This is a genomic window from Neisseria bacilliformis, assembly GCF_014055025.1.
In the GTDB taxonomy this organism is placed as follows: Bacteria; Pseudomonadota; Gammaproteobacteria; order Burkholderiales; family Neisseriaceae; genus Neisseria; species Neisseria bacilliformis.
The window spans coordinates 1149212-1166208 of sequence record NZ_CP059571.1 but is presented as its reverse complement, the minus strand read 5'-3'; the positions used below and the strand labels follow the sequence as shown (position 1 = coordinate 1166208).

Below are 16997 nucleotides of genomic sequence, written 5' to 3'. Positions count from 1 at the left end.
AAACGGTTAGACAACGCCGTTAAAATTTGTCCGCCTTATAACCGAAACGCTTTACACGGGCAACTGTTTTCCCTCTGCGGCGGCCAAACTTTGCCCTGCCGGGTGCGCCGCCTTACAATCGCGCCTCCCGAAAACACAAACCGAAAGGAACACACCATGCGCCTGCTGCACACCATGCTGCGCGTCGGCAACCTGGAAAAATCGCTGGATTTCTATCAAAACGTGCTGGGCATGACCCTGCTGCGCAAGAAAGACTACCCCAAAGGCCGCTTCACCCTCGCCTTCGTCGGCTACGGCGAAGAGTCCGGCCACACCGTGATCGAGCTGACCCACAACTGGGACACCGCCGCCTACGATTTGGGCAACGCCTACGGCCACATCGCCATCGAAGTGGACGACGCCTACGCCGCCTGCGAGCGGGTGAAGGCCAAAGGCGGCAAAGTCGTGCGCGAGGCCGGGCCGATGAAGCACGGCAGCACCGTCATCGCCTTCGCCGAAGACCCCGACGGCTACAAAATCGAGTTTATCCAGAAAAACAGCGGCGGCGACTCGGTGCAATACTGACCGCCCTGCCCTGCACGTGTACAAGCGGCATCAAAGAGGCCTTCTGAAAAACCTGTAAAACGGTTTTGGCTGCGCCGAAGCTGCGCTTTCAGACGGCCTCTTTGATAGTAAAACACCACAAACACAGGTATTCACCGACAACGCACATACGGCGTGTAAGGTAGGGTGTGTCGCCCCGAGGCGACGCACGCGTTTCCCGCCGCATAACAAATCCGCGTTTTACCCGAAAAACCAAACCGCGTGCGTGGCTGCGCCACACACCCTACCGAACGGCAGAGGCCGTCTGAAAACCCGTTTTCAGACGGCCTTTTACATGCCTTTCCCCGCACTGCGCAAACGCTTTGCAATCATTAATTTACACTAAGCATTAACCGTTTAACCGAAATTAACTAAAATAGTTACGGTATAACACAATCAAAATAACGGTCTGCAAACATGAACCAGAAGAAAATCATCGCCCTATCCCTGCTCTCCTGTTCCGCCCTCGCTGCCGCCGCGCAGCATGAGGAAGCCGCCGAAAGCGGCGCATTGGAAACGGTGCGCGTCAGCGGCAAACGCCAAGCCGCCGAGTCCCCTCCCCTTCGGCAGCAGCCGCAAAGCAAGCGATGTCGTCATCGACGGCAGAAAATTCCAATCGCGCTCGGCCACTTTGGGCAACGCGCTTGCGGGCGAAAACGGCGTGCACCAATCCTTTCGGCGGCGGCGCGAGTGCGCCGGTGATACGCGGGCAGGAAGGCGTGCGCGTGAAAATGCTGCAAAACGGCTCGGATGTGGTGGATATGTCGGCGATTTCGCCCGATCACGTCGTGGCCGCCGACACGCTGCTGGCCAAGCAGGTGGAAATCGTGCGCGGCACGCCCACGCTGCTGTATTCCTCCGCCTCGCCCGCCGGCGTGGTCAACATCACCGATTCGCGCATTCCCGAAAAAGTGCCGGAAAAAGGCTATGAGGGCGAAGTATTTGTCCGCGCCGATTCGGCCAGCAAAGAACGCGCCGCCACAGCGGGCCTTACCCTCGGCTTGGGCAGCCGCGTCGCGCTGCGTTTGGAGGGTTTGAGCCGCAAATCCGATTTGTACAAAGTGCCGGGCGTGAAGCTGGAAGAAACGGTTTACCGCCTGCCCGATTCCAACAACAAATCCCACGTCGGCACGCTGGGGCTGTCGTATGCGGGCGAAAAAGGCTATCTGGGCGCGGCATACAGCTGCCGCAACGACGATTACGGCGTGGTCGGCCACAATCATATGTACGACCCGTGCAGCGCGCACATTTTCAACCCCGAAAACCGCACCACCTTTGAAAACCGCGATTATCTGCTGATGTATCCGCACCTGATGGATGGCAGCGACCTCATACGCGAGCTGCATTTCCACTGCGGCACGCCGCACGAAGAAAACAAGCCGCACAGCCACGACAACATCTACGGCCACCACCACGACCACAGCAGCCCCGGCCCGCAAATCGCCCTGTTTTCGCGCCGTTTCGATGTGCGCGGCGAATGGCGGCAGCCCTTTGCCGGCCTCGACAAACTCAAAATCAGCGCGGCACACGCCGACTACCTCCACGACGAGTTGCACGACGGCAAGTTCTACACCGACCCGCTCTACCCCGAAGCCGAGCAGAAACGCCGCGCCGACACCGCCGCCGCGCGCAAAGGCAAACCAGAAACCGTGTTCGCCAACAAAGGCTTCAACGCCCGCATCGAAGCCTACCACAGCCCCATAGGTAGCCTGAAAGGCTTAATCGGCGCGCAATACCAAACCCAAAAAAGCAGCGCGGTGCGCCTGATGGAAGACCGCGACGTCGAAAAAAACCGCTTCGCCCTCGTGCCCAACACCGACAAACGCGCCTCAATCTTTGCCCTCGAACAGCTCAAACTCGGCAGCCTCACCCTCGAAGCCGGCGCACGCTGGGAGCGGCAGCGCATACCCGTGCATTACGACCGTGCCGCGCTCGACGAATTTATCCGCCGCCACACCACCCCCTTCCGCCGCAGCGCGAAGCCCAATCTGGCCGACCGCCGCGAAAGCGCGTTTTCCTATTCCGGCACACTCCTGTGGGATTTCACCCCCGCCAACCGCCTCTCCCTCACCGCCTCGCACAACGAACGCCTGCCCGCCCCGATGGAGCTGTATTACCACGGCAAACACCTTGCCATCCAATCCTTCGAGCACGGCAACAAAGAGCTGAAAAAAGAGCGTTCCGACAACTTTGAAATCGGCCTCGCCCACGACAGCGGCCGCCTGCACTACAAAATCAGCGTATACCACAACCGCTTCGCCAACTACATCCACAACGAAAACCTGCACCGCAGCGGCAACCTCTTCATCCGCCGCTACAACCAGACCCCCGCCCGCTTCACCGGCGCGGAAGGCGAAATCGGCTGGCGCATCACTCCCAAACACGACATCACCCTGTTCGGCGATTTTGTCAAAGGCCGTCTGAAAAACCTGCCCGCGATTACCGGCGAAAAAATCTACAGCCGCGAAGAAGACTGCGAAGACGAAGACGGAGAACCCACCTACTGCGTACTCGGCACGGACACAATCAGCCCGCCCAACCGCAATGCCGCCCGCCCCCCCCCCCCCCCGCCCGACTCGGATTCAGACTCACCAGCGAAATCGGCCGCCACTGGCTCGCCCCCCACGAATACACCCGCGTCTTCGCCCAACGCCGCACCTCGCAGGGTATGTTCACCAAAACCTACGAAAAAGTGGATCAGGACGACGAAGACATCAGCGACGAAGAAAAAGCACGCTCCGGCCGCCTCTACGCCGTACCCGTGCCCGAAGATTCCACACGCGGCTACCACCTCGTCAACGCCGGCATCAGCTACCGAGGCAAATGGGGGCGCGAGGGCGAATACACCGTATCGCTGCACGGCAACAACCTGCTCAACCAAAAAATCTACATCCACAACTCCTACCTGCCCTACGTACCGCAGATGGGACGCAACTTCGTGTTTGGCGTGAATGTGAAGTTTTAGGCGGCGGAAACAAAAGCAGCCCGAAAACAGACGCAGGCTGTGTGCCGCAGGCACGCACGCGGTTGGCGGAATCAGGCAGCCTGCGGAACCAGCAAAGTTGCGAAGCTAAAACGGCAGCGGAGTAGGTCGGGCATTTATGCCCGACAAGACACCGGCATCGGAAAAACGTCGGGCATCAATGCCCGACCTACTTGGGTTTCAGACTACCCCGATGACAAAGGCAGCCTGAAAGCGAAAGGCCGTCTGAAAAACAAATTTTCAGACGGCCTCACAGCGCGGATGGTACAAACCGTTTGCGGTTCGGGTAAAATCCGCGCATTTTTTCTTTCCCGTTCACAGGACGCAGCTATGGCACCGCACCGCACCGCACCGCACCGCACCGCACCGCACCGCACCGCACCGCAATTATACTCTATTTTATCTAAATAATTCAACAAATTGCGCTGTTTCCCACCTTGAAAAAGCAAAGGGGGAATCATGCCGCAATTGACTTGGATGGGGAAAGACAAAGTCAAGAACCATCATCACCACGTTCCCTTTCATCTTTTAGACAAGCTCTACGATTTTCAGGCTGCCGAGGGCAAGCCAGCCAACCGTCGCGACAATCTTTTGATTCACGGCGACAATCTGCTTGCGCTCAAAAGCCTGCTGCCCGAGTTTGGCGGGCGCATCAACTGCATTTACATTGACCCGCCGTATAACACGGGCAACGAGGGCTGGGTGTACAACGACAATGTGAACGACCCGCGCATACAGAAATGGCTGGGCGAAGTGGTCGGGCGCGAGGGCGAGGATTTGAGCCGCCACGACAAATGGCTGTGCATGATGTATCCGCGTTTGAAACTGTTGAAGCAGCTTTTGGCGGATGATGGGGTGATTTTTATCTCTATTGATGATAATGAGCAGGCGGCATTGAAGCTAGTTTGCGATGAGATTTTCGGAAGTGCGAATTTCATCGGCAATATTGTTAGAGCAACAGGAACTACTGCACAAGATACCCACGGCTTAGGAAAGGCTTACGACAATATTCTCGTTTTTTCCAAAAGTTCTAATTATTTGATTGGTGGTATCCCTTTATCGGAAAGCGATGAAAAACGCTATAACTTAGAAGATAAAAAAGGCAAATTTTCCATTTTGCAATTAAGGCGGACAGGTGGAGAAGACAGAAGAGAGGATAGACCCTCAATGTATTTTCCAATTCTTGCACCAGATGGAACAGAAGTTTTTCCAATCGGACCGACAGGGTATGAAAGCAGATGGCGAGTTGGAATCGAAACTGTTAAAGAAATGGAAGCAGAAAACAAGCTGTACTTCAAAAAAGATAACGATGGAGAATGGAAAGTCTATTACAAATATTATTTTGAAAACAGGACTAAACGCCCATCTGATTTGTGGACGGATTTAGACGGCAATAAAAAAGCATCCATTGAGTTAAAAGAAATTTTTGCTAGCAAGGTTTTTGAAACTCCAAAGCCCGTAGCTTTATTGGAAAAAATCTTAACCATCGCCGCCTCCCCCAACGCCATCATCCTAGACAGCTTTATCGGCAGCGGCACCACCGCCCATGCTGTTTTAAACCTCAACCGCAAAGATGGCGGCAACCGTCGTTTTATCGGCATTGAAATGATGGACTACGCCGAAAACGTTACCGCCGAACGCATCCGCCGCGTCATCAACGGCTACGGCACAAAAGCCGAAACGCAAGGCGGCACGGGCGGCGGTTTTGCGTTTTACCGCGTGGGCGACGCGCTGTTTGACGCGGAACACAACCTCAACTCTGCCGCGCCTGTGGCATCGGTGCGCCGCTATATCGCCTATACCGAAGGTTTGCCCGTGTCCGCAAGGCAGCCTGAAAACGGAGTAATGCCGTCTGAAAACAGCAATAGGCAGCCTGAAAACCCCGTTTCGCCGTATTTTCTCGGCGCAAAAGACGGCACGGCATACGTTTTCCATTACGAACCCGACCGCGCCACGGATTTGAGTTTGGCGTTTTTGCAGACGATACGCGCCGAAATGCTGCCCGAACCGCCCGAACGCTGGGTTATCTATGCCGACCGCACGCTGCTTTCAGACGAGCAGATGCAGCGGTTGAATATCCGATTCAAGCGCATTCCGCGCGATATTTCCAAGCTGTAAACACACCGCTGCCGTCATTCCCGCGCAGGCGGGAATCTTTGCTGAATACCGCATATTTTGCTGAAAAATCAAATAACTAATCAGACCAAACAAGATTCCCGCCTGCGCGGGAATGACGGCAGGTGGCGGCAACGGAAAATTTCTGCTTTGAAGAAACAATCAATCTATCAGGGTTCAAGTTATGGAATTGAAACAATACCAACAGCGCGTAATGGCGGATTTGCAGGATTATTTGGATTTACTGCTGCGCCCCGATTCAGGCAGCCTGAAAAACGTGTTTGCCGAATATTGGCAAAGCAAGGGCATGGCGGCGGACAAAATCGCGCTCTATTGCGACAAGCTGGGCAGTGTGCCGAATGTGTGCCTGAAAGTGCCGACGGCTGGCGGCAAAACGTTTTTGGCGGTCAATGCCTTAAAGCCCGTGTTTGACGCGCGCGCGCACTACGGGCGACAGCCGCCGCAAATGGTGGTGTGGCTGGTGCCTTCGGAAGCGATTTTGTCGCAAACGCTGAAAAATCTGCACGATGTGCAGCATCCTTACCGCCAGCGGCTGAACACGGATTTTGGCGGGCGCGTGCAGGTGTTTGACAAGGAAGACGTGTTGCACGGCAACGGTTTTGACGCGGATACGGTGCAAAGCGGCGTGTCGGTGTTGGTGATGACGTTTGACAGCCTGAAAGGGCGCAGCAAAGACGCGCTGCGGGCATTTCGTGAAAACGGCAATCTGGCTTCGTTTGCGGGCATGGGGTCGTCTGAAAGGCAGCCTGAAAACCTGTTGCCCGAATACGATGAAACGGCGTTGATTAATGTGTTGCGCGGTTTGAATCCGATGATTGTGGTCGATGAAAGCCACAACGCCGCCACGCCTTTGTCGCTGGATATGATAGGCAGCCTGAATCCGTGTTTTGTGCTGGAACTTACCGCCACGCCGCGCGAGTCCAGCAACATCATCAGCTATGTGGGCGCGAGTGCCTTGAAAAACGAGCAGATGGTGAAGCTGCCTGTAATTGTGAGCCGCCAGCGCACGCAAAACGAAGTGTTGATGGCGGCGGTAACGCTGAGGGCGAATTTGGAACGCGCGGCGACAGAGGCGCAAAAACAGGGTGGCGCGTATATCCGCCCGATTGTGCTGTTTCAGGCCGAGCCGCGCAGCAAAGACGACAAGGCCACGTTTGAAAAAGTGAAAACCGCGCTTACCGACATCGGTATTCCACCCGAACAAATCGCCGTCAAAACCGCCGAGATTAACGAGTTGAAAAACCAAAACCTGCTTTTTCCCGAATGCCCGATACGCTTTGTGATTACGGTAAACGCGCTCAAAGAAGGCTGGGACTGCCCGTTTGCCTACATTCTCGCCAGCTTGGCGAACCGCTCGTCTGAAACCGATGTTACGCAGATTGTCGGGCGGATTCTGCGCCAGCCTTATGCCCGCAACCATGCTTTGGCGGATTTGAATATCAGCTATGTGTTTACCTCGTCCGAACAGTTTGACCACACGCTCGGCAAAGTGGCAGAGGGCTTGAACAAGGCGGGTTTCAGCGAACACGATTACCGCGTGGCGGAAGCGGCACAGCAGGATGAAAGGTCGTCTGAAAACAACAGACAGCCTGAAAACGCAACGGCGCAGCCTGAGTTTGATTTGACTGGTGAGGCCGCGCAGGATGACGACGGTTTCCGCCTGAACATCCCCGCAGATTTCAGGCTGCCTGAAACAAGCGCGGATACGGATAACGGCGTGCAGGAGGCAGCCGAAAGGCAGCCTGAAAACCAAAATCCCGTTGCAGAACACATTGCCCGCCTGCAACAGCAGGCTGCCGCCGCAGGGCAGGCGTTTGCCGAACGGGCGGCGCAAAACGAAGCGCAGCAACAGTCGCCCGAGGAGATTAAAGACAAAATGAACACCCAAGCCATGCGCCCCGAGTTCGCGGAAGAGCTGGCGGATTTCAGGCTGCCGCAGTTTGTATTTACCCAGTATTCGCAAGTGCTGTTCGGCGGTGGCGAAGCCCTGCTGCTGGATAAAGCCAACCTGCTGCAAGGCTTTGCGCTGGGCAAATGCGATTCCAACATCCCTTTCGGCAGCATGGACAGCTCCGTTTGGCTGGGCGATACCGACCAAAACGACCGTATCAGCTTCCAGCCGATGAAAGGCAGCGACAAACAGCATTTTATGAACATGTTTGCCAAGCAGTCTGCGCCCACCCAGCAGGTACAACTGGTGCAAAAGCTGTTTGAACTGGCTGGCAGAAAAGCGTTTTACCCCATAGAAGACGGCGAAATCCGCAAATACCTCAGCCGCATTGTGGAAGACATGGATGCCGAACGGCGCGAGCACTGTTTCAACCATGCGCATACGCCGCAGTATTTCACCGAAATTAAGCGCAAAATAGACAGCCTCGCCGCCGCCCATGCCGAAACCGAGTTTGACAAAGGGCTGCAAACCCGCGACATCGTTATCCGCCCGCATTACCCGCTGCCGCCAAGCATCAACCCCAACAGGCTGTATCCATTGGATATTTCCAACAGCCTGTATAAACGGGAAGGCGAGATGAACAGCTTTGAAGCCGAAATGCTGCGCCGCATACTCGCCGATGAAGAAGTGTCGCTGAAATGGTGGCACAGAAACGACGGCCGCAAAGGCTTCTGCATCAACGGCTTTATCAACCACTATCCCGATTTTGTGCTGATGACCGCACGCGGCACGCTGGTTCTGTTGGAAACCAAAGGCGGCCAGCTCGACGGCAGCGACAGCGCCGCCAAAATCCGCCTCGGCAAAGCATGGGAAAACGCCTGCCGCAGCTTGGGCGACGGGCGCAATTATGTATATATGATGGTGTTTGAGCAGCAGAAATTGGATGGGGCGTTGAGTTTGGCGGAGGCTTTGAAGATGCTGGGGAGGGTGTGAAAGCGGCTATTGAAAAGCCGTCCAAATCAAAAAAGCCAAGTCATCGACTTGGCTTTTTTGATTTGGTGGGTCGTGAGCGATTCGAACGCTCGACCAACGGATTAAAAGTCCGCTGCTCTACCGGCTGAGCTAACGACCCGGGAAAAAAGAAGCGCGGATGATAATGGCGGCGGCGGGCGGCGTCAAGCGGTTTTCGGGTTTTCTGTTTGTCTGGCGGTAAAACGGGGGCAGGAGGCCGTCTGAAAAACGAAAAACAGGCGGGGTTTACGGCGCGTAGTCGGCGCGGAGGGCGGTGATGCCGGTTTGCGGGTGGGCGAGTGTGGTTTTGAGGCTGTCGAGGGCGGCGCAGATGCGGCGGGTAACGGCTTCGGCTTCGGCCTGGTGCTGTGCGGTGAGGCCTGCGGGGGCGGTGCCGTAGAGGGCGGCGTCGAGCAGTTTTTCGGCGTGGATGCCGGGGCGGTGGCGGTGGACGACGGCGGCGTCGTTTTCGCCGAAAAGTGTGCCGACCACCGCGCTGCGGGTGAGGGCGATGCCGAGGGCGGCGTCTTCGCCGCCGAAGCGGCGGAACAGGGCGTCCTGCGGGAAGCCGCCGCAGGCGAGGAGGACGCTGCGGCGGAAGACGGTGTTGCCGCCGACGGTCATTGCCAGCCGCTGCCAGGCTTGGGGGAAGGCGGGGTGGGCGGTGTAGTGTTCGGGGAAGCCGGCGGGGCGCAGTTTGAGGCGGACGAGGGAGAGGTAGGGGAGGTGTTGCAGGGCGAAGGCGGCGGCGGCGAGGGCTTCGGCTTCGTAGGCGTCGTCGGCGTCGAGGAAGGCGGTGTAGTCGGCTGTGCTGTGCAGTGCGCCCCAGTTGCGGGCGGCGGCCGCGCCGCTGTTTTGCGGCAGGCGCAGGCTGCGGATTTTGGGGTGGCGGGCGGCGAGGGCGGCGATGACGCGGGGTGTGTCGTCCTGCGAGGCGTCGTCCACCAGCCAGACGGTTTGGGCGACGCTTTGGGCGAGCGCGCTTTCGGCGGCTTCGGCGAGGGTGGCGGCGGCGTTGTAGCAGGGGATGATGATGTCGAGTGTGGGCATGATGGCGGGGCTTTTTTGTGGGGTGAGGCCGTCTGAAAACATGGAATGTGTATTTTCAGACGGCCTGTTGCTACTGCTGCGTTTGGAGGGCGGCGAGTTCTTCTTTCACTTGGCGCACTTTGTCTGCGGTGAAGAGTTTGCCGAGGTTGCGCCAGATGCTGTGGTAGCCGTAGGGGCCCTGCTGCATTTCGCGGCGGGCTTCTTCTATCGGCCAGTTTTGGTAGACGATGCGGTACATGGCGGCGATGAGGCCGGTGCGGTCCGCGCCGTGGTAGCAGTGGATGAGGACAGGGCCGTGTCGGCGGCGTTGTTCGATGAGGTGGAGGGTTTGGGCGATTTGTTTGGGGGTGATGCGCCAGGTGAGCAGGGGTTGGTTGAAGAGTTCCGCGCCGCTTTGCGCCAGCGCGGTGTGGTTGTCGTTGCGGTCGAAGTAGCGCAGGTTGACGACGCTTTTGATGCCGAGGGCTTTGATGTGGGGCGCGTCGGCGCGGGTGAGCTGCTCGCTGCGGTAGAGTTTGTCGTCGATGCGGTAGAGGTTGGCGTCTTCTTTGACGGGTTCGGCCCAGTGGTAGACGGGTTCGGCAACTTCGTTTTGCGCGTCGGCCAGGGGGGCGAGGGCGATAAGGAGGGCGGCAGTGAGGCGGCGCATGGCGGTTTTCCTTTTGCTGTGGGGGCAGCTAGGGTATCATTTGTGGCTTTTTTCGGCCAATCTGTTTTTCAGACGGCCTGTGCTGCAAATTAAGGAGTTTTCGTTATGGCCCAGTTTTTCGCCATCCATCCCGACAATCCGCAGGAACGCCTTATCCGGCAGGTGGCGCAAATCGTGCGCGGCGGCGGGGTGGCGGCCTATCCCACCGATTCGTGCTACGCGCTGGGCTGCCGCTTGGGCGACAAGGAGGCGATGGAGCGGATTTTGCGCATCCGCAAAATCGATTTGAAGCACCATCTCACGCTGATGTGCGCCGATTTGGCGGAGCTGGGCACGTATGCGAAGGTGGACAACGCGCAGTTCCGCATGCTCAAAGCGGCCACGCCGGGCAGCTATACGTTTATTTTGCAGGCCACCAAGGAAGTGCCCAACCGCACGCTGCATCCGAAGCGCAAAACCATCGGCCTGCGCGTGCCCGACAACGCCGTCGCCCTCGCCCTGCTGCGCGAGCTGGGCGAGCCGCTGCTTTCGTGTACGCTGATGCTGCCGGAAGACAGCGAGCCTTTGTCCGACCCCTACGAAATCCGCGACCGCCTGGAACACGCGGTGGATTTGGTAATCGACGGCGGCTGGTGCGGCACCGAGCCGACCACGGTGGTGGACATGACCGACGGCGTTACCCTGGTGCGCGAGGGGCGCGGCGACAAGGCCGTGTTCGGGCTCTGACCCGTCTGCCGCCTTTTGAGGCCGTCTGAAAAGACATTAAGGCCGTCCCCGCCAGTACTCTTTCAGAGCATAAACGCGGGGATGACGTTTCTGAAAAACACAAAACAGCGTCCGCGCTGCCTGCCTTTACCACGCTTATGCAAAAATTCGTCGAAATCCTGAAATTCTTCTGCGGGCTGGTGCTGCTGAACGCCATTCCGATTCTGGTGTTCATGTTTGTGCGCATCAACCAGGAAGCCGGAACCATCAGCGATACGGCCGCGCTGTATCAGAGCGTAATCTTCGCTCTTGCCGTCTGCATCGTGCTTTCCATGTTCTACCACCTCTACCGCTCGGTGCGCTTTGCCCATGCCTATTTTCTCGAAGCGCGCCAAATGCCTGCGGCGCGCAAGGCCGGCTGGCTGCTGTTCTACACCGCGCTGATGCTGCTGGCGGGCGAGTTCGTCCTGCCCATGATGCACGCGCTGTTCGGCACGCCTTTGGACACGGAAAACCAACGCCTGCTGCTGCACTGGAAAGACAACCTGCCTGCCGCCGTATTCGCCGCCGACGTGGTGCTGGTTGCGCCGCTGATGGAAGAATGGCTGTTTCGCGGCGTGCTGCTGGGCATGTTCGGCCGCGCGCTCGAACACCCCGCCGGCAAGGTGCTGGCCGCCGCCGTGTCCGCCCTGCTGTTTGCCATTATGCACGGCCTCGGCGCCGCGCCGCTTGCCGTTTACGGCCTGATGGGGCTGGTGCTTGCCGCCGCCTACCTGCATTTCCGCGACATCCGCTACCCCATCGCCGTGCACATGGCCAACAACGCCGTCGCCCTCGCCCTTATCTATTATCAGGCCGTCTGAAAACCGTGCCGCCGGGCTCAAACGGTTTTTCAGAAACGTCATCCCCGCGTAGGCGGGGACGGCCTTACCGCCGTTTAACGTAAAAACGAAAGCGAAACATGAAATTCGATCCCGCCCAAATCCTGCTGATGATTCCCCCCGTGCTGCTGGCCATCACCATGTCCGAAGCCGCCCGCGCCTACGCCGCCCGCTACTGGGGCGACAATACCGCCGAAAAGTTCGGCCGCCTCAGCCTCAACCCCTTCGTCCACATCGACCTGTTCGGCACAGTTGCCGTCCCCCTGCTGCTGGCCTTCACCGGCGCGCCCTTCCTCTTCGGCTGGGCCAAACCCGTGCCCGTCAACAGCCGCAACCTGCGCGACGTGCGCCTGGGCATCCGCAGCATCGCCGCCGCCGGCCTCTTGGCCAACCTGCTGATGATGTACGCCTGGGGGCTGCTGCTCGCCCTGCTGCCCATCATCCCCGCCGCCTTCCGCGAACCCTTCTCCGGCATGGCCGGCTACGGCATCACCTTCAACGCCGTGCTGTTCGTCCTCAACGCCCTGCCCGTCCTCCCCTTCGACGGCGGCCGCATCATCGACACCTTCCTGCCCGCCAAATACTCCGTGCAGTTTCAAAAAACCGCCCGCTACGGCACCTGGGTCGTCCTCATCCTGCTGCTCACCGGCATCCTCGGCTACCTCATCCTGCCCCTGGCCGCCGCCCTCTCCTACACCGCCTACCTCCCCGCCACCCTCATCGCCGCCCTGTTTCTGCGTTAGATGGCACACGGTTCACAGAGGCCGTCTGAAAAACAGCTTTTCAGACGGCCTCTGCCTTTGTGGCATAATGCCGCCTTTTCCCGACAAACCCCAACCGTCCGACAATCATGACCCAAAAACGCAAAATCCTCGTAACCTCCGCCCTGCCCTATGCCAACGGCAGCATCCACCTCGGCCACATGGTCGAGCACATCCAAACCGACATCTGGGTGCGCTTTCAAAAACTGCGCGGCCACGACTGCCGCTACTGCTGCGCCGACGACACCCACGGCACGCCCGTGATGCTGGCGGCGCAAAAACAAGACGTGCAGCCCGAAGACATGATCGCCCGCGTGCGCGAAGAGCATCTGGCCGACTTTACCGGCTTTCTCATCGGCTACGACAACTACTACTCCACCCACTCGCCTGAAAACAAAGAGCTTTCCGAAAAAATCTACCTCGCCCTGAAAGCCAACGGCAAAATCGAAAGCCGCACCATCGAGCAGCTTTTCGACCCCGAAAAACACATGTTCCTGCCCGACCGCTTTGTCAAAGGCGAATGCCCCAAATGCCACGCCGCCGACCAATACGGCGACAACTGCGAAGTGTGCGGCACCACCTATTCCCCCACCGAACTCATCAAGCCCTATTCCGCCGTGTCGGGCGCAACGCCCGTGCTCAAAGAATCCGAACACTTTTTCTTCAAACTCGGCAAGTGCGCGGACTATCTGAAACAATGGACGGCGGGCAGCACCACCCTCCCCGACGGCCGCGAACAGCCGCATTTGCAGCCCGAAGCCTTAAACAAAATGAACGAATGGCTCGGCAAAGACGGCGAAACCACCCTTTCCGACTGGGACATCTCGCGCGACGCGCCCTATTTCGGCTTTGAAATCCCCGGCGCACCGGGCAAATATTTTTATGTGTGGCTGGATGCGCCCGTCGGCTATATGGCCTCGTTCAAAAACCTGTGCGCGCGCGCCGGCATTGAGTTTGACGACTACTTCCGCACCGATTCCGACACCGAGATGTACCACTTTATCGGCAAAGACATCTTGTATTTCCACGCGCTGTTCTGGCCGGCGATGCTGCATTTCTCCGGCCACCGCGCCCCCACCGGCGTGTTCGCCCACGGCTTTTTAACCGTGGACGGCCAAAAAATGTCCAAATCGCGCGGCACGTTTATCACCGCCAAATCCTATTTGGAACAAAAACTGAATCCCGAATGGATGCGCTACTACATCGCCGCCAAACTCAACAGCAAAATCGAAGACATCGACTTAAACCTGCAAGACTTCATCTCGCGCGTCAACAGCGATTTGGTCGGCAAATATGTGAACATCGCTGCCCGTGCATCCGGTTTCATCGCCAAACGCTTTGAAGGCAGCCTGAAAGACGTATCCGGCAGCGCCCTGCTGAAAAAACTCGCCGCCGAGAGCGAAACCATCGCCGCCGCCTACGAAGAGCGCGAATACGCCCGCGCCCTGCGCGACATCATGGCGCTGGCTGACGCGGTAAACGAATACACCGACGCCAACAAACCGTGGGAACTCGCCAAGCAGGCAGGCCAAGAAGTGCGCCTGCACGAAGTGTGCAGCGAGCTGATTAACGCCTTTGCCGTATTGAGCGTGTATCTCGCGCCCGTGTTACCACGTGTTGCCGAACAGGCCGCCGCCTTCCTGAACATCCCCGCGCTTTCGTGGGATATAGCCGCGCAAACCCTGCCCGCAGGCCACGCCATCAACAAATACGAACATTTAATGCAACGAGTGGAGCAAACCCAAGTGGACAACTTAATCGAAGCCAACAAACAGAGCATTCAGACGGCCGCCGCGCCCGAGCAAACCGACAGCAAATACGAAAAAGTCGCCGAGCAGGCAAGTTTCGACGACTTTGTCAAAATCGATATGCGCGTGGCCAAAGTCATCAACTGCGAAGCCGTCGAAGGCAGCACCAAGCTGTTGAAATTCAACCTTGATTTCGGTTTTGAGCAGCGCATCATCTTCTCCGGCATCGCCGCCAGCTACCCGAATCCCAGCGAACTCAACGGCCGCATGGTCATCGCCGTCGCCAACTTCGCCCCGCGCAAAATGGCCAAATTCGGCGTATCCGAAGGCATGATTCTGTCGGCCGCCACCGCCGAGGGCAAACTGAAACTCTTGGATGTCGATGCAGGCGCGCAGCCGGGGGATAAAGTCGGTTAAAGCCAAACAGCAAAGCAAGAGACCGTCCCCGCCAGTACTCTTTCAGAGCATAAACGCGGGGATGACGTTTCTGAAAACGCAGTTTCCATGTTTTCAGACGGCCTTCTGCCCTTTACGTAGGGTGTGTGGCGCAAGCCACGCACGCGGTTCATTGCCGCACAACAAAAGACCGTCTGAAAGCACACATTCCATGTTTTCAGACGGCCTCCTGCCCCTTACGTAGGGTGTGTGGCGCAAGCCACGCACGCGGTTCATTGCCGCACAACAAAAGGCCGTCTGAAAGCACACATTCCATGTTTTCAGACGGCCTGTCCGCATCCCCCGCCGCACCCCGCCCCTGCCGCTTCCCCCGCCACAGCTATATAATCCGCCCTTTTTCAGACGGCCTTATCCGGAGGACAACCATGCTGCTGGCACTCACACTGGACGACTTCGTCATCGTCGACCACCTCGAACTCGATTTCCAACCCGGCTTCACCGTGCTCACCGGCGAAACCGGCGCGGGCAAATCCATCACCCTCGACGCCATCGGCCTGCTGTTGGGCGACAAGGCCGACTACGCCCAAGTGCGCGCCGGCGCGAAAGAAGCCCGCCTTTCCGCCCTGTTCGACCTCGCCGCCCTGCCCGAAATGCAAACCGAGCTGGCCGCGCAGGGGCTGATCGAAGAAGGCGCAACCGAGCTCACCATCCGCCGCGTCATCGACGCCAAAGGCAAAAGTCGCAGCTACATCAACGGCCAGGCCGCCACCCTCGCCCACCTCAAAAACATCGGCAGCCGCCTCATCGACATCCACGGCCAAAACGCCCACCAGTCGCTCAACCGCGAAGCCGTCCAACGCGAACTGCTCGACGCCTACGCCGGCTGCGCCGCACTGGCCGCCGAAGTCAAAACCGCCTACCGCAGCCGCCAGGCCGCCCTCGAAGCCCTGCGCGCCGCCCGCGAAGAAGGCGAACAGCTGCAAATCGAACGCGAACGCCTCGAATGGCAGGCCGGCGAACTCGAACGCCTCGCCCCCCTCCCCGGCGAATGGGAAAGCCTCAGCCAAAGCCACGACAGCCTCGCCCACGCCGCCGAACTCATCGCCGCCGCCCAAGAAACCGAAGAAACCATCAACGGCGAACACGGCCTGCAATACCACGTTTACCGCTGCCGCCGCACCCTCGAAAGCCTCAGCCACCTCGAACCGCGCTTTGCCGAAAGCGTCGCCCTGCTCGAAAGCGTCGAAGCCGAACTCGAAGAAGCCGCCGCCGCCGCCCGCAGCGTCGCAAACCGCACCGAACTCGACCCCGCCGAGCTGGCCGCCCAAGAAGAACGCATGGGCGAACTCATGTCCGCCGCCCGCAAATACCGCATCGAACCGCAAGAGCTGCCCGCCAAACTGGCCGAAACCGCCGAAGCCCTCGGCCGCCTCGAAGCCGCCGCCGACACCGAAGCCCTGCAAAAGGCCGTGCAAAAATGCGAACAAGCCTACATGCAGGCCGCGCAAAACCTGTCCGAACAACGAAACGCCGCCGCCGAACGCCTCGGCGCGGAAACCACCGCCTACATGCAGACCCTCGCCATGAAAGGCGCGCAGTTTGCCGTTACCCTGCCCCCCTGCCCCCCCTCCGCCCACGGCCTCGAACAAGTGCAGTACCAAGTGTCCGCCAACAAAGGCAGCCCGCTGCGGCCGCTGGACAAAGTCGCCTCCGGCGGCGAACTCGCCCGCATCAGCCTCTCCCTGCAAGTGGCCGCCAGCCGCCACACCGCCATCCCCACCCTCATCTTCGACGAAGTGGACACCGGCATCGGCGGCGGCGTGGCCGAAACCGTCGGCCGCGCCCTCGCCAAACTCGGACAACACCGCCAAGTGCTCGCCGTAACCCACCTGCCCCAAGTGGCCGCCTGCGGGCAAAACCACTGGCAGGTCAGCAAAAACAGCGACGGCAGCCAAACCCTCAGCCGCATCCGCGTCCTCGACGGCGAGGGCCGCACCGGCGAAATCGCCCGCATGCTCGGCGGCGAAACCATCACCGACACCACCCGCCGCCACGCCGCCGAAATGCTGGAAAACGCGCAAAAGGCATAAACCCCGTTTTTCAGACGGCCTCTTGCGGCCAATGTAGGGTGTGTGGCGCAGACACGCACGCGGTTTTCCGCCATGAAAAAGGCCGTCTGAAAAACCGATAAAACGGCTTTTCAG

General features: G+C 58.8%; 12 protein-coding genes and 1 tRNA gene. 10 read left to right on the top strand and 3 right to left on the bottom strand.

What is annotated here, in order from left to right; translation table 11 throughout:
* The first annotated feature begins 156 nt into the window (after positions 1-156).
* From gloA to H3L91_RS05865, 5 genes are all read left to right on the top strand, one after another.
* Positions 157-564 (top strand): lactoylglutathione lyase, encoded by a 408-nt coding sequence (gene gloA / locus H3L91_RS05885; RefSeq protein WP_007342685.1) that lies wholly within the window; start codon positions 157-159, stop codon positions 562-564.
* Between the two features lie 435 nt (positions 565-999).
* A complete protein-coding gene (locus H3L91_RS05880) occupies positions 1000-1284 on the top strand; it encodes a hypothetical protein (protein ID WP_182109894.1) in 285 nt (94 codons plus the stop codon).
* A gap of 23 nt (positions 1285-1307) precedes the next feature.
* Positions 1308-3533, top strand: a complete 2226-nt coding sequence (locus H3L91_RS05875; protein WP_182109892.1) for a TonB-dependent receptor — start codon at positions 1308-1310, stop codon at positions 3531-3533.
* Positions 3534-4024: 491 nt separating this feature from the next.
* A complete protein-coding gene (locus H3L91_RS05870) occupies positions 4025-5683 on the top strand; it encodes a site-specific DNA-methyltransferase (RefSeq protein WP_007342679.1) in 1659 nt (552 codons plus the stop codon).
* 181 nt (positions 5684-5864) lie between these two features.
* Positions 5865-8585: a DEAD/DEAH box helicase gene (locus H3L91_RS05865; protein WP_007342678.1), complete on the top strand. Its 2721-nt coding sequence runs from the start codon at positions 5865-5867 to the stop codon at positions 8583-8585.
* A 63-nt stretch (positions 8586-8648) separates the two neighbouring features.
* Here H3L91_RS05865 and H3L91_RS05860 read toward each other — a convergent pair.
* From H3L91_RS05860 to H3L91_RS05850, 3 genes are all read right to left on the bottom strand, one after another.
* A tRNA-Lys gene (locus tag H3L91_RS05860) sits at positions 8649-8724 on the bottom strand.
* Between the two features lie 125 nt (positions 8725-8849).
* Positions 8850-9653: a glycosyltransferase family 2 protein gene (locus H3L91_RS12475; protein WP_040659487.1), complete on the bottom strand. Its 804-nt coding sequence runs from the start codon at positions 9651-9653 to the stop codon at positions 8850-8852.
* A 70-nt stretch (positions 9654-9723) separates the two neighbouring features.
* Positions 9724-10302, bottom strand: a complete 579-nt coding sequence (locus H3L91_RS05850) for a dual specificity protein phosphatase family protein (protein ID WP_007342676.1) — start codon at positions 10300-10302, stop codon at positions 9724-9726.
* A gap of 105 nt (positions 10303-10407) precedes the next feature.
* Between H3L91_RS05850 and H3L91_RS05845 the strand changes: the two genes are divergently transcribed.
* The 5 genes from H3L91_RS05845 (at position 10408) to recN (ending at position 16883) form a co-directional block, all read left to right on the top strand.
* A complete protein-coding gene (locus H3L91_RS05845) occupies positions 10408-11028 on the top strand; it encodes an L-threonylcarbamoyladenylate synthase (RefSeq protein WP_007342675.1) in 621 nt (206 codons plus the stop codon).
* A gap of 137 nt (positions 11029-11165) precedes the next feature.
* Positions 11166-11870: a CPBP family intramembrane glutamic endopeptidase gene (locus H3L91_RS05840; protein WP_007342674.1), complete on the top strand. Its 705-nt coding sequence runs from the start codon at positions 11166-11168 to the stop codon at positions 11868-11870.
* A gap of 98 nt (positions 11871-11968) precedes the next feature.
* On the top strand, positions 11969-12631 hold the full coding sequence (locus tag H3L91_RS05835) for a site-2 protease family protein (RefSeq protein WP_007342673.1): 663 nt from the start codon (positions 11969-11971) through the stop codon (positions 12629-12631).
* A 107-nt stretch (positions 12632-12738) separates the two neighbouring features.
* On the top strand, positions 12739-14814 hold the full coding sequence (metG, locus tag H3L91_RS05830; protein ID WP_007342671.1) for a methionine--tRNA ligase: 2076 nt from the start codon (positions 12739-12741) through the stop codon (positions 14812-14814).
* 404 nt (positions 14815-15218) lie between these two features.
* The gene (gene recN / locus H3L91_RS05825) at positions 15219-16883 is read left to right on the top strand and encodes a DNA repair protein RecN (RefSeq protein WP_040658864.1); all 1665 of its coding nucleotides are present in this window, start codon (positions 15219-15221) and stop codon (positions 16881-16883) included.
* Positions 16884-16997 lie beyond the last annotated feature (114 nt).

Excerpts from the sequence above, each read along its gene's own strand:
- H3L91_RS05835 (WP_007342673.1), top strand. The coding sequence starts at position 11,969 with ATGAAATTCGATCCCGCCCAAATCCTGCTGATGATTCCCCCCGTGCTG.
- H3L91_RS05840 (WP_007342674.1), top strand. The coding sequence starts at position 11,166 with ATGCAAAAATTCGTCGAAATCCTGAAATTCTTCTGCGGGCTGGTGCTG.
- H3L91_RS05850 (WP_007342676.1), bottom strand. The coding sequence starts at position 10,302 with ATGCGCCGCCTCACTGCCGCCCTCCTTATCGCCCTCGCCCCCCTGGCC.
- H3L91_RS05870 (WP_007342679.1), top strand. The coding sequence starts at position 4,025 with ATGCCGCAATTGACTTGGATGGGGAAAGACAAAGTCAAGAACCATCAT.
- H3L91_RS05880 (WP_182109894.1), top strand. The coding sequence starts at position 1,000 with ATGAACCAGAAGAAAATCATCGCCCTATCCCTGCTCTCCTGTTCCGCC.
- recN (WP_040658864.1), top strand. The coding sequence starts at position 15,219 with ATGCTGCTGGCACTCACACTGGACGACTTCGTCATCGTCGACCACCTC.
- gloA (WP_007342685.1), top strand. The coding sequence starts at position 157 with ATGCGCCTGCTGCACACCATGCTGCGCGTCGGCAACCTGGAAAAATCG.
- H3L91_RS05865 (WP_007342678.1), top strand. The coding sequence starts at position 5,865 with ATGGAATTGAAACAATACCAACAGCGCGTAATGGCGGATTTGCAGGAT.
- H3L91_RS12475 (WP_040659487.1), bottom strand. The coding sequence starts at position 9,653 with ATGCCCACACTCGACATCATCATCCCCTGCTACAACGCCGCCGCCACC.
- metG (WP_007342671.1), top strand. The coding sequence starts at position 12,739 with ATGACCCAAAAACGCAAAATCCTCGTAACCTCCGCCCTGCCCTATGCC.
- H3L91_RS05845 (WP_007342675.1), top strand. The coding sequence starts at position 10,408 with ATGGCCCAGTTTTTCGCCATCCATCCCGACAATCCGCAGGAACGCCTT.